17 protein-coding genes and 1 tRNA gene are annotated in these 18,143 nt (G+C 62.9%); 12 read left to right on the plus strand and 6 right to left on the minus strand.

What is annotated here, in order from left to right:
• The coding region (locus ACK4OE_RS17970) for a CarD family transcriptional regulator (protein WP_409886647.1) at positions 1-1,570 on the minus strand (1,570 nt) is incomplete at its 3' end.
• A gap of 96 nt (positions 1,571-1,666) precedes the next feature.
• Between ACK4OE_RS17970 and ACK4OE_RS17975 the strand changes: the two genes are divergently transcribed.
• A complete protein-coding gene (locus ACK4OE_RS17975; protein WP_409886649.1) occupies positions 1,667-2,602 on the plus strand; it encodes a 2-C-methyl-D-erythritol 4-phosphate cytidylyltransferase in 936 nt (311 codons plus the stop codon).
• Between the two features lie 80 nt (positions 2,603-2,682).
• Positions 2,683-3,162 (plus strand): 2-C-methyl-D-erythritol 2,4-cyclodiphosphate synthase, encoded by a 480-nt coding sequence (gene ispF, locus ACK4OE_RS17980; RefSeq protein ID WP_409886651.1) that lies wholly within the window; start codon positions 2,683-2,685, stop codon positions 3,160-3,162.
• Between the two features lie 63 nt (positions 3,163-3,225).
• Here the strand turns inward: ispF and ACK4OE_RS17985 are convergent, their stop codons facing one another.
• Together ACK4OE_RS17985 and ompR are read right to left on the minus strand one after the other, a co-directional pair.
• The gene (locus tag ACK4OE_RS17985) at positions 3,226-4,755 is read right to left on the minus strand and encodes an ATP-binding protein (protein ID WP_409886653.1); all 1,530 of its coding nucleotides are present in this window, start codon (positions 4,753-4,755) and stop codon (positions 3,226-3,228) included.
• Between the two features lie 5 nt (positions 4,756-4,760).
• Complete coding sequence (ompR, locus tag ACK4OE_RS17990; protein ID WP_069106237.1) at positions 4,761-5,492, minus strand: two-component system response regulator OmpR; 732 nt, start codon at positions 5,490-5,492, stop codon at positions 4,761-4,763.
• A 217-nt stretch (positions 5,493-5,709) separates the two neighbouring features.
• On the opposite strand from ompR, the gene ACK4OE_RS17995 reads away from it, so the two are divergent.
• Positions 5,710-6,423 (plus strand): SIMPL domain-containing protein, encoded by a 714-nt coding sequence (locus tag ACK4OE_RS17995; protein WP_409886655.1) that lies wholly within the window; start codon positions 5,710-5,712, stop codon positions 6,421-6,423.
• Between the two features lie 85 nt (positions 6,424-6,508).
• On the opposite strand, the gene ACK4OE_RS18000 is transcribed toward ACK4OE_RS17995, so the two are convergent.
• Complete coding sequence (locus ACK4OE_RS18000; protein WP_409830700.1) at positions 6,509-7,291, minus strand: 3-hydroxybutyrate dehydrogenase; 783 nt, start codon at positions 7,289-7,291, stop codon at positions 6,509-6,511.
• A gap of 115 nt (positions 7,292-7,406) precedes the next feature.
• On the opposite strand from ACK4OE_RS18000, the gene ACK4OE_RS18005 reads away from it, so the two are divergent.
• The 4 genes from ACK4OE_RS18005 to ACK4OE_RS18020 all read left to right on the plus strand — a co-directional run bounded on the left by ACK4OE_RS18005 (position 7,407) and on the right by ACK4OE_RS18020 (position 11,141).
• Entirely contained in the window at positions 7,407-8,375 is a 969-nt protein-coding gene (locus tag ACK4OE_RS18005) for an alpha/beta fold hydrolase (RefSeq protein ID WP_409886657.1), read from the plus strand.
• Entirely contained in the window at positions 8,372-10,585 is a 2,214-nt protein-coding gene (locus tag ACK4OE_RS18010; RefSeq protein WP_409886659.1) for a RelA/SpoT family protein, read from the plus strand. The genes ACK4OE_RS18005 and ACK4OE_RS18010 overlap by 4 nt, the downstream gene beginning before the upstream one ends.
• A gap of 92 nt (positions 10,586-10,677) precedes the next feature.
• A tRNA-Val gene (locus ACK4OE_RS18015) sits at positions 10,678-10,754 on the plus strand.
• Positions 10,755-10,988: 234 nt separating this feature from the next.
• A complete protein-coding gene (locus ACK4OE_RS18020) occupies positions 10,989-11,141 on the plus strand; it encodes a hypothetical protein (RefSeq protein ID WP_409886661.1) in 153 nt (50 codons plus the stop codon).
• Positions 11,142-11,258: 117 nt separating this feature from the next.
• Here the strand turns inward: ACK4OE_RS18020 and ACK4OE_RS18025 are convergent, their stop codons facing one another.
• Positions 11,259-11,399: a hypothetical protein gene (locus ACK4OE_RS18025; protein ID WP_409886663.1), complete on the minus strand. Its 141-nt coding sequence runs from the start codon at positions 11,397-11,399 to the stop codon at positions 11,259-11,261.
• Positions 11,400-11,581: 182 nt separating this feature from the next.
• The gene (locus ACK4OE_RS18030) at positions 11,582-12,664 is read right to left on the minus strand and encodes a mechanosensitive ion channel family protein (RefSeq protein WP_409886665.1); all 1,083 of its coding nucleotides are present in this window, start codon (positions 12,662-12,664) and stop codon (positions 11,582-11,584) included.
• Positions 12,665-12,899: 235 nt separating this feature from the next.
• Between ACK4OE_RS18030 and phaR the strand changes: the two genes are divergently transcribed.
• The 5 genes from phaR to ACK4OE_RS18055 all read left to right on the plus strand — a co-directional run bounded on the left by phaR (position 12,900) and on the right by ACK4OE_RS18055 (position 18,087).
• Positions 12,900-13,460, plus strand: coding sequence for a polyhydroxyalkanoate synthesis repressor PhaR (gene phaR / locus ACK4OE_RS18035; protein ID WP_409886667.1), 561 nt, complete (start codon positions 12,900-12,902; stop codon positions 13,458-13,460).
• 154 nt (positions 13,461-13,614) lie between these two features.
• Positions 13,615-15,006, plus strand: a complete 1,392-nt coding sequence (gene rimO, locus ACK4OE_RS18040; RefSeq protein WP_409886669.1) for a 30S ribosomal protein S12 methylthiotransferase RimO — start codon at positions 13,615-13,617, stop codon at positions 15,004-15,006.
• 328 nt (positions 15,007-15,334) lie between these two features.
• On the plus strand, positions 15,335-16,513 hold the full coding sequence (locus ACK4OE_RS18045; protein ID WP_409886671.1) for an SPFH domain-containing protein: 1,179 nt from the start codon (positions 15,335-15,337) through the stop codon (positions 16,511-16,513).
• A 24-nt stretch (positions 16,514-16,537) separates the two neighbouring features.
• A complete protein-coding gene (locus ACK4OE_RS18050; protein WP_409886673.1) occupies positions 16,538-17,833 on the plus strand; it encodes a TFIIB-type zinc ribbon-containing protein in 1,296 nt (431 codons plus the stop codon).
• 2 nt (positions 17,834-17,835) lie between these two features.
• Entirely contained in the window at positions 17,836-18,087 is a 252-nt protein-coding gene (locus tag ACK4OE_RS18055; RefSeq protein WP_409886675.1) for a hypothetical protein, read from the plus strand.
• The last annotated feature ends 56 nt before the right edge of the window (positions 18,088-18,143 follow it).

Genomic DNA, 18,143 nt, shown 5'->3' on the forward strand with positions numbered 1-18,143 from the left:
CCGCCTTGTCGGCGTATTCGAGGTGCAAGAACTCCTGCATGGCGGGCGTGCCGTCGGGGTTCTTGTTGCCCACGTCCATGTTGACCAGGCCGCGGTAGCGCCCGATGCCGTGCTGGCTGTGTACTACCGGGTCGCCCACGTTCAGCTCGGCCAGGTCCTTGATCAGTGCCTCGACATCGCTCACCTGCTCCTGCTTCTTGCGCCGGCGCGTGGTGGGGCCTGCGGCAAACAGCTCGGTCTCGGTGACGAAGTCGATGCCGTCCTCGATCCAGCTGAAGCCCACGGTGAGGCCGGCGGTGGCGATGCCTACCTTCTCATCGTCCGCGCTCTGGAACTCGGCCAGCGAGTCGAAGGCTGGCGGGTTCACTCCGCTGGCGCGCAGAAAGTCGAGCAGGCTCTCGCGCCGGCCATCGCTCTCAGCCAGCAGCAGCACGCGGTGTTGCGTGTTGCGGATGTGGGCGTGCAGCCGGGCCAGCGGGTCTTCGGCACCACGCACCACCGACAGGTCGCCCAGCTTCTGGAAGTGGGGGTTGTCGGCAATGTCCTCTACCCCGGGGCGGATGGACAGCTGCGCATGCTCCTTGGCGCGCGTGTAGAACTGGTCGGCCGAGAGGAACAGCGATTCAGGCGGCAGCGCCGGGCGCTCTGGGTCGCCCTGCACCAGGCGAAATCGGTCCTTGGTGTCCTGCCAGAAGCGCTGGAACGCGGGTTCCAGGTCGCCATGCAGCACCACCGTGGCCTCGCATCCAAGATAGTCGAACACCGTGGCGGTGTCGTCAAAAAACAGGGGCAGGTAGTACTCGATACCTGCGGTGGCTACGCCCGCACCCATGTCCTTGTATATGCGGCTCTTGGTCGGGTCGCCCTCCAGCATCTCGCGCCAGCGGCTGCGGAATTTGGCGCGCGCGTCATCGTCCATGGGGAACTCGCGGCCGGGCAGCAGGCGCACTTCGGGCACGGGGTACAGGCTGCGCTGGCTGTCAGGGTCAAACGTGCGGATGCTGTCGATCTCATCGTCGAACAAATCCACGCGATAGGGCACGAGCGAGCCCATGGGAAACAGGTCGATCAGCCCGCCGCGCACCGCGTATTCACCTGGGCTGACCACCTGCGACACATGACTGTAGCCAGCCAGCGTGAGTTGGGCCTTGAATTTCGCTTCGTCGAGCTTTTGCTTGACCTTGAAGTGGAAGGTGTAGCCCGCCAGAAAAGATGGCGGCGCCAGCCGGTACAGCGCCGTGGTGGCGGGCACCAGCACTACATCGGCTTCACCCTGCGAGATACGCCACAGCGTGGCCAGTCGCTCGCTGATCAGGTCCTGGTGGGGCGAGAAGGTGTCGTAGGGCAGCGTCTCCCAGTCCGGGAACAGCGCGCAGCGCAGCGTGGGCGCGAAGAACTCCATTTCCTCGATGAGGCGCTGCGCATCGGTGGCGTCGGCCGTGACGATGGCGGTGGTGCGGCCCCCTGCCTTGTCGCGTTCAGCCAGGCGGGCCAGCAGCAGGGAATCGGCGCTGCCCACGGGGCGGGGCAGGGTGAAACGTTTTCCGGGGGAGAGTTTGGGCAGTTCCATGCGGACGGTGTCGTCGGGGCCCGCCGCATCCCCAGGGGCACAAAACGTGCACGGGCTGGATGGGTAGGCAACAGGAGATTTTAGAATGAGCGCTCCATGACTGCTCCCTTGCTGCAACCCCCGCTCGCCCCTTTGTCCGCCCACGGGCGATTCTGGGCATTGGTGCCCTGTGCTGGAACCGGCTCGCGGGCGATTGCGGCGGGGGCCAATCCTCCCGCTGCCGCAGCGGCTGCGCCGTCACTTGCGCCCGATGGCTGCCCGCCCGTACCGTCTACTTTGGCGGCGTTCTCAAAGGCAGATACAACACCTCCTGTGCCCGCGGTCCCTCTGTCCAAGCAGTACCACCTGGTTGCGGGGCACCCCATGGTGCTGCACACCCTGGGGGCGCTTGCTGGCGTGAGCCGTTTGCTGGGCACGCTGGTGGCGGTGGCGCCCGGAGACCATTTTTTGAACGCGCATGCGGATGCGGCCTTTTTCGTGGTGGAGTGCGGTGGCCCCACCCGAGCCGATACCGTGCTGGGCGGCCTCAAGGCGCTATTGGCGCGTGGAGCCCAGCCAGACGACTGGGTGCTGGTGCATGACGCCGCACGCTGCCTGATCACTTCAGAGCAGATTGACACCCTCATCGACCAGTGCGCAGGCGACAGCGTGGGCGGCCTGCTGGCCCACAAGCTGGCGGACACACTCAAGACATCGATTGACGGCCCGGGCGGCGTGCGGGTGGCGTCCACCGTCGACCGCAGCAACAAGTGGCTGGCGCAGACGCCGCAGATGTTCCGCATCGGCCCGTTGATGGATGCGATAGAAAAGGTAGGCTCGAACGTGACCGACGAGGCCAGTGCCATGGAGGCCATGGGCCTGCACCCGCGGCTGGTGCCGGGCGGGGCGCAGAACTTCAAGGTTACCTACCCGGACGATTTTGCGCTGGCTGCCGCGGTGCTGGCGCAGCGGGGATACGGCACGACGCTGGCCCTGTTTGGCGGCGAGCGGGGCCAGGTGGGGGCCGCCCTCGGGAAAAAGAACCTGTTCTGAACCAGCGCACTGCACTGCCGGTGCAACTGCTTGGGGCGACCAGTGCCCACAACAACACATCTACACAAGGCAATACCATCATGAATTTCAGGATCGGGGAAGGTTGGGACGTGCATGCGCTCGTGCCGGGCCGCAGGCTGGTAATTGGAGGCGTGGACATCGCCCACACCATGGGCCTGCTGGGCCATTCGGATGCGGATGTGCTGCTGCATGCCATCACCGATGCGCTGCTGGGTGCCGCTGCACTGGGCGATATTGGCAGCCATTTCCCAGACACCGACCCGACCTTTCGCGGTGCCGATTCGGGCGTGCTGCTGGCCGAGGCGGCGCGCCGTGTGCGGGCGGCGGGCTACGAAATCGGCAACATCGACAGCACCGTGGTCGCCCAGGCGCCGCGCCTGGCTGCACACATCCCTGCGATGCGCGCAGCCATAGCACGTGCAGTGGGCGTGGCAGAGGGACAAGTCAACGTGAAAGCCAAAACGGCCGAGCGCTTGGGCCCGGTGGGGCAGGGGCTGGCGATGGAGGCACGCGCCGCGGCGCTGATTTACACGCCGTAGAAACCAGGGCGGCAAGACTCAGGGCCAACGCCGCCGACGCGGCCTGTTGCCCCTTTCACGTCGTCACGCCATCCGGTCTTCTGCCCTTCGACGGGGCAACTGGCGCTTGATGGAAGGCCTTTGCAAGCGCTGTTTCGGATCAGCCCCCTCGGGCAGATCTGTGGCCCGCTGCAATTGCAGGTGGGCCACCAGGCCGCCCGTGCTGGAATTGGCCAGCGCAAAGATGCCGCCCATGCGCTGCACCGTTTTGTCCACGATGGACAGCCCCAGCCCCGCGCCTGCGGCGGCCGTACGCGCCGTGTCGCCGCGAAAGAAGGGCTTGGTCAGGTTTGACAACTGCTCCGGTGGCACGCCCGGGCCGTGGTCGCGCAGTTTGACCAGCACCCAGTTTTCGCGGCCCTTGGCAACGATGTCTACGTTGGTGATGCTGGTGTCCTCTGCCTTGCCATAGCGCCGTGCGTTCTCCAGCAGGTTAGAGATCACGCGGGCCAGCTCCACCTCGTCGGCCAACACATTCAGGTCTTCGGGCACAGACATGGTGATCTGCAGCTCGCGGTGGTCCTGCACCGCATACACGCAGGACGACACCACGGCCAGCAGGTTGACCGGCGTCAACGTGACATGGTCGGGCCGCGCGTAGTCCAGAAACTTGTCGATGGTGGCGTCGAGCTGCACGATGTCCGCCACCATGTGCTCGCGCGCCACATCGTCAGTCACGCTCATCTCGGTTTCCAGCCGCAGGCGGGCCAGCGGTGTGCGCAGGTCGTGCGAAATACCCGCAAGCATCACGGCGCGGTCCTGCTCCAGCTTGGCCAGCTTTTGCGCCATGCGGTTAAAGCCAATGTTGACCTCGCGGATTTCGCTGGTCACCACCTCTTCATCCAGATGGCTGGCTGCAAAGTCACCGTCTTTCACCCGGTTAGCCGCATAGGACAACTGCTTGAGCGGGCGGTTGATCAGCCGCGCAATGGCTGCCGCGCCCGCCAGCGACAGCGCACCGGCCGTGATGAGCCAGATCAGCCATGTGCGGCCGCCTGCAGGGCTGAAGCGGGACCGATCCATCAGCAGCCAGTTGGGGTCGCCGTTGATGTTAAAGCCTACCCACAGGCCGTTTTCACCATTGACGCTTTGGGCCACGATGGTGTCGGGCCCCAGGCGCTGGGTGAGTTCGTCGGTGAGGCGGTTGCCTAAAGCTGTGCTGTCAAGCAGGGCAAACTTGTCCTTGGGTTCGCGCGGCAGAATGCGCACGCCTTCCTGATCGGCCATGGTCTTGATCAGCGAGACGCGCTGGATGGCGTCCGAATGCACCAGCGCGGCGCGGCTCAGGTTGACCAATGAAGCGATCTGCTGCGCGGTGTGCAGCGTGCGGGGCTCAAATTCGAGCGCGCGCAGCGTCTGTAGCCACGCCAGAATGCTGCCAACCAGCAGCAGCGCGAGCAGAAAGAAGGTGCGCCAGAAAAGGTTCAGGCCCACACGCGCACGCTGTTCCCTGGCCTTGCGGAGGGATTCAAGTGGCGCGGGGCTGGTGGCGTCGGCGGGGGCGGATACGGACTGCCGAGACGACCATCTCGGCTTGCCGTCGGTTTTACGCATGAAGGTCAGCTGGTTCCATCGGGTACGAACACGTAGCCTACACCCCAAACGGTCTGGATGTACCGTGGCGCGGCAGCGTCCACTTCCACCAGCTTGCGCAGGCGCGAGACCTGCACATCGAGGCTGCGGTCAAAGGGCTCGAACTCGCGGCCACGGGCCAGCAGGGCCAACTTTTCGCGCGACAGGGGCTGTCGCGGGTGGCGCACCAGCGCCTTGAGCATGGCGAATTCGCCGGTGGTCAGGGGCAGCTCTTCGCCGTTGCGTTGCAGGGCGCGGGTGCCCAGGTCGAAGGTGAAGGGGCCAAAGGTGACCACCTCGTTCTCGCCCGATGGAGCGCCCGGCGCCTCTTGCGCTGGGCGGCGGCGCAGCACGGCGTGGATGCGGGCCAGCAGTTCGCGGGGGTTGAAAGGCTTGCCCAGGTAATCGTCGGCGCCCACTTCCAGGCCCACGATGCGGTCCACGTCCTCGCCCTTGGCGGTGAGCATGATGATGGGGGTGCGGTCGTTGGCGGCGCGCAGGCGGCGGCAGATCGAGAGGCCGTCTTCGCCGGGCATCATCAGGTCGAGCACGATGATGTCAACCGTTTCGCGCAGCAGCAGGCGGTTGAGCGCCTTGCCGTCTTCGGCGACCATGACTTCAAAACCTTCTTGTGTGAGGTAGCGACGCAGCAGATCGCGGATTCGCGCATCGTCGTCCACCACCAGAACTTTGTCGGTGCGATTGGTTGTTGTGGCCATGTTGATCTCAAGTCCAATTTGTAACAGAGCCGATTCTGACCACTTGAAGCGCCGAAGTTCGGCTTTTGGGCCTGGGTTTGACCAACTGTTACAAGTTTTGCGCAGCTTCGCGTATCGCGCTACACGCCGTTATCGCCGGGGTCGCGCCCTGCGGTTATGGTGGTGCCCCGCGCTGCCCGACCCCGGGTTGCGTACCGACATCAAGGATGCCTTTGTGATGAATACTACTACTAAACTTATAGCTGCCAGCGCTTTACTCGCTTGCGCTGGGGCCGCTTTTTCTCAAAATTCTTCAACCGCAGAGCCGCGCAACGTCGTGCAGTTGGCGGCTACGGGTACGGTGGAGGTTCAGCAGGATTTGCTGGTGCTCAACCTGTCCACCAACAAGGAGGCGGCCGACGCTGCCACGGTGCAGACTCAGCTGAAGCAGGCCCTTGACACGGCGCTGACGGAAGCCAAACGCAACGCCCAGCCCGGTCAACTGGACGTGCGCACCGGCCCGTTTGGCCTGTACCCACGCTATGGCAAGGACGGAAAGATCAACGGCTGGCAGGGTCGCGCCGAGCTGGTGCTGGAGGGCCGCGACTTTGCACGCATCACCGCCACGGCGGGCAAGATCCAGACATTGGCGATCAGCAACGTGGCGTTTGGTCTGTCGCGTGAAGCCCGTGCCAAGGTGGAAATCGAGGCCCAGACCCAGGCCATTGAGCAGTTCAAAGCCCGTGCTGCAGAACTCGCCAAGGGTTTTGGATTCAGCAACTACAGCCTGCGCGAAGTGGCCGTGAACAGCAACGAAATGGTTCCCGGCCCGCGCCCACGCATGATGGCGGCCGAGGCCAAGATGGGCTCGTTCTCTGATTCGGCCGTGCCGGTGGAGGCGGGCAAGGCCCAAGTCATCGTGAACGTTTCGGGGTCGGTGCAGATGCGCTGATTTTTAACCAAATCGGCTGCTAGCGCTTATCCAGTAAGCGCTAGTAGCTATCATTTTTAATTTATCGCAAGGCCTGAGGTCGTTCTCACTGCGCTGCCCAGCCGCCGTCCATGTTCCACGCCACGCCGCGCACGTTGTTGGCGGCGGGGGAGCAGAAGAACACAGCCAGCTCACCCAGTTCTTCTGGCGTGGTGAACTGCATGGAAGGTTCCTTTTCGCCCAGCAGCAACTTCTTGGCGTCTTCGTTCGACAGGCCATGCTCGGCCGCTTTCGCGTCCACCTGTTTCTGGACCAGTGGCGTCAGCACCCAACCTGGGCAGATGGCATTACAGGTGACCCCGGTGGTGGCGTTCTCCAGTGCCGTGACTTTGGTCAGCCCGACGATGCCGTGTTTGGCCGCCACATAAGCGGACTTTTGCGCCGATCCCACCAGGCCGTGCACCGATGCCACGTTGATGATGCGGCCCCAGTTGGCACTCTTCATGGCGGGAAGCGCCAGACGTGAGGTGTGAAACGCGCTGGTGAGGTTGATGGCAATCACCGAATCCCAGCGCTCGACGGGGAAGTCCTCCACATTGGCCACGTGCTGGATGCCGGCGTTGTTCACCAGGATGTCCACGCGCCCGAACTGGGACGCGCTGTACTTCATCATGTCCTCGATATCGGCCACGCGGCTCATGTCGGCACCGTGGTAAGCGACCTGGGCGCCTGCGGCTTCACCGGCGGCGAGCACCTCGGCCCGGGGCGTGTCGACGTCGCCAAAGCCGTTGAGCACGATGTTGGCGCCCTGGCGGGCCAGAGCCTTGGCGATGCCCAGGCCGATGCCGCTGGTGGAGCCGGTGACGAGGGCAGTTTTGCCTTTCAGCATGAGAGTCTCTCCGAATGAATTACGATGCAACGCAGGAAAAGTTGGCCCACATGCGTTGGCGATGCGGACCGACTTTCACAAGCATTATCAAGCGCCGCCCCAGGATTCCGCACCCATGAATGAACCTACGCTGAACTACGTACTGTGCCCTGGTTCTGCGGCTTCGCCACCGTCTTCAGGCGCTGCGGCCGCTCCAGCCCCACAGCACCGCATGGCGTATTGGGAATGGAATGCCACCGGCAACCCTGTGCATCCCCATGTGGTGGTTTGCGTGCACGGGCTTTCGCGCCAGGGGCGCGACTTCGACACGCTGGCCCGCGCCCTGAGCCAGCATGCACGCGTAGTGTGCCCCGATGTGGTCGGCCGTGGCCAGAGCGACTGGCTGGCCGAGCCCATGGGCTACCAGATTCCGCAGTACGCGGCCGACATGCTGGCCTTGCTGGCGCAACTGCACCAGCAGGGCCCTATTGCTACGCTGGACTGGGTAGGCACCAGCATGGGCGGGCTCATCGGCATGGCCGTAACGGGGCAGCCAGGTCTTCCATTGCCCGTGCCTGTGCGCCGCATGGTGCTCAACGATGTGGGCCCTGTGATCCAGTGGCAAGCGTTGCAGCGCATCGGGCTGTACCTGGGGCAACCGGCGCGGTTTGAGTCGTTGCAGCAGGCTGCCGATGCGATGTGGGCCATCTCCACCAGCTTTGGGCCGCATACGCAGGACGAGTGGCTGGCTTTGTCGCGCGCCATGGTGCGCGTGCTGCCTGAATCTGCCGGAGGCGGCTTCACGCTGCATTACGACCCGGCCATTGCGGTGCCTTTCAAAGCGCTGACGCAAGAGTCCGCCGCAGTCGGCGAGGCAGCACTGTGGCAGCTGTATGACCAGATCACCGCACGTACATTGCTGCTGCGCGGTGCGCAATCGGACTTGCTGTCGCCCCAGACCGCACAGGCCATGGCCCAGCGAGGGCCCCGTGCGCAGGTCGTTGAGTTTGACGGTGTGGGGCATGCGCCCACCCTGGTGGCGGCAGACCAGGTTGCTGCTGTCACAGATTTCCTGCTGGCCATGGAAGGTGCTGCGGCCGGATGAAAACCTATCCTCCCGCCCAGGCGTCGTTCACCCCCCAGAACGACGCGCTTCCGCAGCTCCTTGCCGCCACGGCCCACACGTTGCCCGAGCAGGTGAATGCACTGGTGCGTGCGCGTGCCTTTGCAGAGCCCTTAATCGCGGGCGAGACCCTGAGTTCTGGCGAAAACACGCTGGCCCACGCGGATGCGGTGGCCGCCATTCTCAAGGGCATTGGGGGCTCTGAAGCCATGCAGGCTGCCAGCTACTTGGTGCATGCGTGTATTCACCTTAACAAGCCCGAAGACGTCATCGCCAAAGCGTTTGGCGCCAATTTCGCAGCACTGGCGGTGGAGACCACCAAGCTGATGCGCGTGCAGGAACAGGCCCGGGGCGCCGAACACCTTGAGGACCCGGCTGTGCAGACGGAGAACGTGCGCAAGATGTTGCTTGCGTTCTCGCGCGACCTGCGCGTGGTGATGCTGCGGTTGGCGTCTCGCTTGCAGACGCTGCGCTTTCATGCCGCCAGCAAGCTGCCGGTGTCGCCCAGTTTGGCGCGCGAGTCGCTACAGGTTTTTGCGCCGTTGGCCAACCGCCTGGGTATCTGGCAGGTGAAGTGGGAGCTGGAGGATTTGTCCTTCCGCTTTCTGGAGCCCGACACTTATAAGGATGTGGCCCGCTTGCTTGATGAAAAGCGGGGCGAGCGCGAGGTGTACATGGAGCAGTTGCGCGGGCGGCTCGAGTCTGACCTGCGCGCGCGCAGCATCAGCGCCAGCGTGCAGGGCCGCCCCAAACACATCTACAGCATCGTCAAGAAGATGCGGGGCAAGGCGCTCAACTTTGATCAGGTGTTCGACATCCGCGCGCTGCGCGTGGTGGTGCCCACAGTGAAAGACTGTTACGCCGCGCTGAGCTGGGTGCACGAGCAGTTCAAGCCTATCGTGGAAGAGTTTGACGACTACATCGCCAAGCCCAAACCCAATGGCTACCAATCGCTGCACACCATCGTGCGTGACGACAACGGCAAGCCCATCGAGATCCAGATCCGCACCCAGGCCATGCACGAACACGCCGAGCATGGCGTGGCGGCGCACTGGGCTTACAAGGAGGCCGGTGCCAAAGGCTACGCGGGCGTTTCAGCCACGGGCGAATACGACGCCAAGATTGCCGTGCTGCGCCAGCTGCTGGCGTGGGAGCGCGACCTGGTGGGCTCCGTGCCCAACCGGGGCCTGTTTGAAGACCGCATCTATGTGCTGACGCCCGATGCTGCGGTGGTAGAGCTGCCACAGGGCGCTACGCCCGTGGACTTTGCATACGCCGTGCACACCAGCCTGGGACACCGATGCCGCGGCGCCAAGGTCGATGGCGCCATGGTCACGCTCAATACGCAGTTGCAAAACGGGCAGACGGTGGAAATATCCACCGTGAAGGAAGGCCGCCCGTCGCGCGACTGGCTTAATGCCGAGTTGGGCTACCTCACCAGCAACCGCGCCAAAGCCAAGGTGCGCGCCTGGTTCAATGCCCAGGTCACGCATGAGACGGTGGCACGGGGCCGCGAGGCGGTAGAAAAACTGCTGCAGCGTGAGGGCAAAACCGCGGTCAAGCTCGACGACCTGGCGGTACAGCTGGGCTTCAAATCAGCGGATGCGCTGTTTGAAGTAGTGGGCAAGGACGAGTTCTCGCTGCGCAACATTGAAACCGTGCTGCGTCCGCCCGAACCCGTCATGCAGCCCGACGATTTTTTGCTGCTCAAGAAAACGCGGACCAACGACTCGGCCCCCAAGGGCGGCGTGCTGGTGGTGGGGATCGACTCGCTGATGACCCAGCTGGCCAAGTGCTGCAAGCCAGCGCCACCGGACGATATCCGCGGCTTTGTGACACGTGGCAAAGGCGTGAGCGTGCACCGCGCCGACTGCAGCAACTTTCGTGAAATGGCGGCGCGCAGCATCGAACGTGTGATTGACGTGGAGTGGGGCACTCCAAAATCTGCAGTGGGCGCGGCCGTCTACCCGGTGGACGTGGCCGTGGAGGCCGCTGACCGGCAGGGCCTGTTGCGCGATATTTCGGAAGTGTTCGCCCGCGAAAAAACCAATGTGATCGGTGTGCAGACCCAGTCGGTCAAAGGCACGGCCTGGATGACCTTCACCGTGGAGGTGACGGATTCTGGGCGCCTGAACAAGGTTCTGGGGATTGTGTCGGGTGTGTCTGGCGTGCGCTCTGCGAGGCGGCGCTGAATGCAGTCCAACACAAGGTGCGCTGATTTTGTTGTTTGGTTTGATCTGGATGCCCGATTTTTGTGGCTATAATTGTGGTCTTGATTGACGACAGGCGCGTAGCTCAGCTGGTTAGAGCACCACCTTGACATGGTGGGGGTCGTTGGTTCGAGTCCAATCGCGCCTACCAAAATTCGCAAGCCAAACCAGGGCTTGCAAAAAATCAGCCCGCTACCACAGCGGGCTTTTTTTGCCTTTTTTGGCTTGTGTCCCCTCTGTTGTCTCCGTGTCGGGACTCTCCATATGAGTACCAGGGCATCAACTCCATGAGGCGAAAGCGCCGGGGAGGATGGGTGTTTGTCTGACAGCGCATCCAGCTTGGTGGCGATAACTTCGTGACTCCACACAGCCAGGGGTCTCCATCATGAACACGTCGCGCAACGAATCCGATGCTTCCCATGACTACATGGATTCCGATCCAGATTTTGGTCTGTATGACATCCGGATTTTCTGGCTGGCCGCAACAGCCGCGGTGGTGGCTGTGCTGGTGGTCGCGTATTTCAAGATGGGCCATTGAGCAATCGCTTCAATGACCGATGAAACCGTCGGCATTGTCATCATTCGTTTAGCAAACGTTTCCACATAGCGCCCCACCCCGTGGCGCTGGCCGCTATGGCGGGCTGCAGGCACCCTGTTAAAAATGAGGAGGCGGGTCCTGAACCGGCGGGACGCCGGGGTGCAGCGGTGGGTCGCCTTGGGGTGGCTCTGGCAACCACTGGGGTGGGGTTTCCAGGGGCGGCACCGGGGTGGGTGATGGAGCGGGGGTGTGCATCATGGTCAAGTCCTTTCGCTGATGGGGCTGCTTAAGCCGTAAAGCTCTACCGTACTCACCCCTTCGAATGTTCCGTGACAGTCAACTTCCCGACCTGCCGCCCACCTTTGGAGGACATGGCCTCGTGTCCGCTGCTAACAGAGCCTACGAGTCGTACCTGCGATTGCGCTGCGCATCCTCGGAGACTACGGCATGGCCTTCACGTATGCCATGGCGTTTGGTGGGTTGTGCGCAGTGGCAGGCATGCGCACCTGCGGCAGGCAATCCGGATACTCGCGCTGAATGAAGGTGACCAGTGCTTCTCGCACCCGGCACCGCAGGTCAAATGCCAGGCCGGACGAGCGTGCTGATACCAGCACGCGAATCTGGATGGTGCGTTCGGTCACATCGGTAAGTTGCAGCACGCTCACGCGCTTGTCCCACTCTGGTGCGGCTTCCAGCACGCGCTGCAATTCAGCGCGCAATGGGTCCAGCGGCAGCCGGTAGTCGGCGAAAAGGAACACCGTGCCGAGGATTTCGGAGCTGGTGCGTGTCCAGTTTTGAAACGGGTTCTCTATGAACCATTGCAGCGGGATGATCAGGCGCCGCTCGTCCCAGATGCGCAGCACCACGTAGGTGCTGGTGATCTCTTCCACGCGGCCCCATTCACCTTCGATGATGAGTACATCGTCGATGCGAATCGGCTGTGCCAGCGCGATCTGCAGCCCCGCGATGATGTTGCTGAAGACGGGACGTGCCGCAATCCCGGCGACGATACCCACGACCCCCGCCGAAGCAAGCAAACTTGCGCCCACCTCTCGCGCGCCCGGAAAGGTCATGAGCATGAGCGCTACGCCTGCCATGACCACGCCCGTCATGGCGGTGCGCGACAGCACGCGCGCCTGGGTGGCGATCCGCCGTGCCGTCAGGTTGTCTTCCACATCGGCGGGGTGCTGGGCAATGACGCCATTGGCCAGCCCCCCAATCGCCGCGATCAACAGCCAGCAGACTCCGCCGATGATGGCCAGTCCATTGAGATGGCGTATGCCGCTGATGTATGGCAGATCATTTGCCGCGGCTTGCCACACCAGTTGCAGGGCAATCAGCGGCAGCAGAAAGCGCATCACGGGTACACAAGCCAGCACCACGGTGTGCACCACCGGCAAAGTGCTGGTTGCACGGCGCAGCACGATGGCGACGATGCGGTGTGCAATGGCCGCCAGAATGATCGCAAACAATGCCGCAACGATGGTGGCAAGCCAAGGAGATAGTTGAAGACTTTCGGGCATGTCGCTTCAAAAATGGATAAACGACCACTATCGCATTGGTAAAAGCAAGGATCTGTCGGACGAGGCGCCGCACTGCCGAGACGGGTGTGCGAGTGGTTTGCGGTGTTGCGTCCTTGCTGTGGGGCCCTGTCGCAACAAGTGTCACGCTTGCGACAAGGTGCGTAGCGTCCCCATCAGGGTATTCCTTCGCTGGTGGTGGTCGGCCCGATCCCTAGAATGTGTTGCACTGCAATACATGGGCCTCAAGCCCGAGGAGTTCGTCGTGTCCGACCAGAAAAGTGCCGCGTCCAAGTCGGCGCAACGCGTGATCAAGAAATACCCCAACCGCCGTCTGTACGACACAGACACCTCCACCTACATCACGCTGGCTGAGGTGCGCCAACTGGTCATGGCCAACCAGCAAGTGGTGGTGCGCGACGCCAAAACGGGTGAAGACCTCACGCGCAGCATCCTGCTGCAGATCATTCTGGAAGAAGAGGCGGGCGGTGCGCCCATGTTCACCGAGGCCGTGCTGGCCAACATCATTCGTTTTTATGGCCATGCCATGCAGGGCTTCATGGGGGCGTACCTGGAAAAGAACGTGCAGGCCTTCACCGACGTGCAGGCCAAGCTGGCCGAGCAGTCGCAAAGCGTGACTCCAGAGATGTGGGCCCATTTCATGAGCCTGCAGTCGCCCATGCTCAAGGGCATGATGGGCAACTACGTGGAGCAGTCGCAGTCCATGCTGACGCAGATGCAGGAACAGATGCAAAAGCAGACAGAGCAGATGCTGGGGGCCTTCGGTATTAAGCGTTGACTTCCTGAGTCGCCTACGGCGCCTTCCCCCTTCAAGGGGGATGCCCCCCCCAGTGGCCGGGCAAAGCCAGCTTCACGGGCGATGGGAGGTGCAAACCTTGCCTTGAATCGGGAACGGTACCCCTCCAACGCCGGAACTGGGACAATACGTGGATATGAGCGAAGCACTGTCCCCCACGAAAACACCCAAAGTCGGATTTGTCAGCCTGGGCTGCCCCAAGGCCCTGACCGATTCCGAGCTGATCCTCACGCAACTGAGCGCCGAGGGTTACGAAACCTCCAAGACCTTCCACGGCGCTGACTTGGTCATCGTCAACACCTGTGGTTTCATTGATGATGCCGTCAAGGAAAGCCTGGACACCATCGGCGAGGCGCTGGCCGAGAACGGCCGGGTCATCGTTACCGGCTGCCTGGGCGCCCGCACGGGCGACGATGGCAGCAACATGGTGCGAAAGATGCACCCCAGTGTGCTGGCGGTGACCGGCCCGCACGCCACGCAAGAGGTGATGGACGCCGTCCACCTGAACCTGCCCAAGCCGCACGACCCCTTCATCGATCTGGTGCCGGGCAGTTTTGGCATTGCAGGCATCAAACTCACGCCCAAGCACTACGCCTACCTCAAGATCAGCGAGGGCTGCAACCACCGCTGCACCTTCTGCATCATCCCCTCGATGCGCGGCGACCTGGTGTCGCGCCCCATTGGCGACGTGCTCAGCGAGGCCAAGGCCTTGTTCGAAGGCGGCGTGAAGGAGCTTTTGGTCATCAGCCAGGACACATCCGCCTATGGCGTGGACGTGAAGTACCGCACGGGCTTCTGGGATGGCAAGCCTGTCAAGACCCGCATGCTGGAGCTGGTGCAGACGCTGGGCGAGATTGCCGAGCCCTATGGCGCGTGGGTGCGCCTGCATTACGTGTACCCGTACCCCAGCGTGGACGATGTGCTGCCTCTCATGGCCACCGGACGCGTATTGCCCTATCTGGACGTGCCGTTGCAGCACAGCCACCCCGACGTCTTGAAGCGCATGAAGCGCCCCGCCAGCGGCGAGCGCAACCTGGAGCGCATCCAGCGCTGGCGCGAGGTGTGCCCCGAGATCGTGATCCGCAGCACCTTCATTGCCGGGTTTCCGGGCGAGACGGAAGAAGAGTTTGCCCACCTGCTGGACTTTGTGCGCGAGGCGCAGATCGACCGCGCAGGCTGCTTTGCCTATAGCGACGTGACTGGCGCAGCTGCCAACGAGCTGCCCGGTATGCTGCCGATGGAAGTGCGCGAAGAGCGCCGTGCCCGCTTCATGGCGGTGGCTGAAGAAGTGTCCATTGCCAAGCTGCAGCGCCGTGTGGGCGCCACCATGCAGGTGCTCGTCGACTCCGCCCCGGGTCTTGGCCGCAAGGGCGGCGTGGGCCGCACCTATGCGGATGCGCCCGAGATCGACGGCACTGTGCAGTTGCTGCCGCCCGAAAAGATCAGCAAGACCATGAAGGTGGGCGAGTTCACCAAAGCCCGCATCGTGGGCGTGCGTGGACATGACCTGATCGCGCAACCCATCTAAAAAGTGAGCGGGTGGCGCTTGCCCTTATTGGGTTTCAATGTGTTTTTATATTGAAACCTATAGAAAACAGGCGCTAGAAGCTCATTTTTTTTATAGCGAAACCCTGGGTGGGGTGTGCAAGAGAAGGCTTCCTTGTGGAAGCCTTTTTGCTGTGCGCGTCACGAACTCAAGCGCTTGCGCTCGGGCCAGAGCGCTGCCGGGGATTGCCGTTGGCCGTACCTTCACTGCGCAACCATCGCGGCATCTTCCTTTTGTTTTCGGATATGCTTTTGCCGCTCAGGCAACCGCTGGCGGGCCACATCCGGCCACTCACACAAGGAATAGCATCATGGGTCTCATTCAGGCAGCTGTCGGGTCGATTGGCGGGATGCTCGCGGATCAGTGGAAGGATTTCTACACCGTGCCCGAGGGCCTGCCAGCGACGGCCGCGCTGTTTGCGGCGGTGCCGCGTGGCACCAATGCCGGGCGGGGTTCCAACACCAAGGGCTCGTCGAACATCATCACCAACGGTTCCAAGATCGTCGTGCCCGAGGGCTACGGCCTGCTGCTGTTTCAGGACGGAGCCGTCACCGGCTTTGCTGCAGAACCCGGCGGCTATGAGTGGAATTCGAACGACCTCAATTCCCAATCCATTTTCACCGGTGGCGGTTTCGTCGATACGCTCGTCAAGCAGAGTTGGGAGCGGTTCAAGTTTGGCGGCCAGCCCGGCTCGCAGCAGGCGGCGTTCTTCGTGTCGCTCAAGGAGCTGCCCAACAACCGCTTTGGCACGCAGTCCGATATCTACTGGGATGACCGCTACCTCAACGCGCAGGTGGGCGCCATCACGCGCGGCAGCTACACGCTCAAAATCGCCGACCCGATCCTGTTTGTGAAGAGCTTTGTGCCTGCGGCGTATCTGCAGCCCGGCCAAGTGTTTGATTTCACCGACCTTGATAACGCAGCGGCCAGCCAGCTCTTCAACGAAGTGGTGGGTTCACTGGCACCGGCGTTCAGCCTGTACACCAACGATCCCGAAAAGGGTAATCGCATCACGAAGATTCAGCAGGACTCCGTCGGTTTTGCCAAGAGCCTTTCGGATGCTGTGGAAGCCGCCTACCAGTGGAGATCCGACCGCGGCCTGGCCATCGTCAAGACCGCCATCATCTCGATCGAGTACGACGCCCAGACCAAGGAACTGCTCAAGACCGTTCAGCGTGCCGATGCGCTGCTGGGCGCGCGCGGCAATTCCAATCTGCAGGCCTCGGTCGCAGCGGGCATGCAGTCGGCCGGCGAGAACAGCGGCGCCAACGGCATCTTTGGCATGGGCATGGCTGCGGGCGTGGCAGGTATCGGCGGGCTGCAGCAGCCCGTGGCTCCCGTGGTACCCGTGGCTGCGCCTGCTGCACCGGCGGCGGCTCCAGCCGACGACCCGATTGCCCGGCTTACCAAGGCCAAGCAGATGCTGGATGCGGGACTCATCACACAGGCCGACTACGACGCCGTCAAGGCCAAGGCGTTGGGCCTGTAGGTCCGTTCACAGTCGCTCCATCACATGACGCAACCCACGCCTGCGCTGCCCACCGGTCCGGGTTCGCCGAAGGACGTGCCGCCCGCGCCGGGGCAGTTTTCGGTAGACCCGGCGACGCTGCCTGAGTCGATCCGCGACGAATTGCAGGCGCCCGATCCGGTGGCCATCGACACCTCTACCACGGAGCTTAGCGACGGCCTGAACCACTGCCCGAAATGTGGCTCCACCGAGATCCAGCACCGCGCTGGCTCCGACAAGCTGATCTGCCTGTTCTGCCGCCATGAATGGCATGGCGCGCGTGTGGAGGAAGAGTTTGGCCTGGGGGAGGGCCTGGATGACCTGCGAGGCACGGTCATCGCCTCGGGGGCCAAAGACATCCGGGCAGATGCTGCCAGCGTGCGTACCTTCAAGTGCACGGGCTGCGGCGCCGAGGTGGTGGTCAATACCCAGAACGCGATGACTGCACGTTGCCATTGGTGCCGCCACGTGCTGGGGGTCAACGAGCAGATCGACAACGGTGCGGTGCCCGATGCCGTGTTGCCCTTTCACATCAAGAAGGACGATGCGGTGGCACGCATCCGCCAGTTCGTTGGCAAGCGCCAGATGTTTGCCTTGAAGGCCTTCAAGGAAGAGTTTTCCCCCGATAACGTGCTGGGTGTGTACCTGCCCTACATGGTGGTGGACGCCAAAGCCAGCGCAGACGTCGCCGGATTTGGCGAGGTGGAAACCCGCCGCTACACGCGGGGTGAGGGCAAGGACCAGAAGACCTTTTACGACGCCGATGTGTACCAGCTACAGCGGCACGTAGACTTTACGGTGGACGACCTGACCATGGAATCGAGTGCCACGCGCGGCAACCTGGACACCAAGACCAACACCAACAACGTGATCAACACCATCCTGCCGTTCGACACCAAAAACGCGGTGAAGTGGAACGCCTCGTACCTGGTTGGCTACACGTCGGAGAAGCGCGACCGCGACGTAGCGCACCTGAACCCGCAGCTCGAAGATCAGCTGCTCTCCATTGCCCGCGCGCAGGTGCAATCGTCGGTGCGCCAATATGGCCGGGGCGTGCGCTGGGAGCAAGAGCGCATCGATGTGCACGGTACGCGTTGGGTGGCCATGTACCTGCCGGTGTGGCTGTATTCCTACCAGGAGCCGGGAAGTGGCACCAAGGGGATGTTGCACTACATCGCGGTGAACGGCCGCACAGGTGAGACGATGGGCAGCGTACCCGTGCAGCAGTGGAAGCTCATCCTGGCCGCCCTTACTGTGGGCACGGTGCTTGAAGCCATTGCCCTGTGGCTGGTGGCGCGCTGACCATGGACAACGACGGCATTCTTGCGCTGTTGGCCCTGGGCCCGGCGGGCGCCATTGGGTTGTACTGGATGTTGTACCGGTACTACCGCAACACCGACAAGTCGCACAGTTTTGAGCGTGAAACCGACATCAAGGCCCAGCCCATTACGGGCCTTGACCAAGATCGCAAGGTCGGTGAGGTCACTGGCACGCAAGAGACAGGCATTCGCGGCAACAACGCAGGCGACTACCGCAGGCGCGTGCAGCGCAAATAGGCCCGGGCTCCATACCCGCGTAGCAATAAAAAAGGCTTCCCTTGGGAAGCCTTTTT

The sequence above is a fragment of the Acidovorax sp. genome (genome assembly GCF_046314175.1).
GTDB lineage: Bacteria > Pseudomonadota > Gammaproteobacteria > Burkholderiales > Burkholderiaceae_C > Acidovorax.

Coding starts and splice junctions, on each gene's coding strand:
- ACK4OE_RS18010 (WP_409886659.1), top strand. CDS start 8,372: ATGAAAACCTATCCTCCCGCCCAGGCGTCGTTCACCCCCCAGAACGAC.
- rimO (WP_409886669.1), top strand. CDS start 13,615: ATGAGCGAAGCACTGTCCCCCACGAAAACACCCAAAGTCGGATTTGTC.
- ACK4OE_RS17975 (WP_409886649.1), top strand. CDS start 1,667: ATGACTGCTCCCTTGCTGCAACCCCCGCTCGCCCCTTTGTCCGCCCAC.
- ACK4OE_RS18045 (WP_409886671.1), top strand. CDS start 15,335: ATGGGTCTCATTCAGGCAGCTGTCGGGTCGATTGGCGGGATGCTCGCG.
- ACK4OE_RS17985 (WP_409886653.1), bottom strand. CDS start 4,755: ATGCGTAAAACCGACGGCAAGCCGAGATGGTCGTCTCGGCAGTCCGTA.
- ispF (WP_409886651.1), top strand. CDS start 2,683: ATGAATTTCAGGATCGGGGAAGGTTGGGACGTGCATGCGCTCGTGCCG.
- ACK4OE_RS18020 (WP_409886661.1), top strand. CDS start 10,989: ATGAACACGTCGCGCAACGAATCCGATGCTTCCCATGACTACATGGAT.
- ACK4OE_RS18000 (WP_409830700.1), bottom strand. CDS start 7,291: ATGCTGAAAGGCAAAACTGCCCTCGTCACCGGCTCCACCAGCGGCATC.
- phaR (WP_409886667.1), top strand. CDS start 12,900: ATGGGCCTCAAGCCCGAGGAGTTCGTCGTGTCCGACCAGAAAAGTGCC.
- ACK4OE_RS18030 (WP_409886665.1), bottom strand. CDS start 12,664: ATGCCCGAAAGTCTTCAACTATCTCCTTGGCTTGCCACCATCGTTGCG.
- ACK4OE_RS18025 (WP_409886663.1), bottom strand. CDS start 11,399: ATGATGCACACCCCCGCTCCATCACCCACCCCGGTGCCGCCCCTGGAA.
- ACK4OE_RS18005 (WP_409886657.1), top strand. CDS start 7,407: ATGAATGAACCTACGCTGAACTACGTACTGTGCCCTGGTTCTGCGGCT.
- ACK4OE_RS18050 (WP_409886673.1), top strand. CDS start 16,538: ATGACGCAACCCACGCCTGCGCTGCCCACCGGTCCGGGTTCGCCGAAG.
- ompR (WP_069106237.1), bottom strand. CDS start 5,492: ATGGCCACAACAACCAATCGCACCGACAAAGTTCTGGTGGTGGACGAC.
- ACK4OE_RS18055 (WP_409886675.1), top strand. CDS start 17,836: ATGGACAACGACGGCATTCTTGCGCTGTTGGCCCTGGGCCCGGCGGGC.
- ACK4OE_RS17995 (WP_409886655.1), top strand. CDS start 5,710: ATGAATACTACTACTAAACTTATAGCTGCCAGCGCTTTACTCGCTTGC.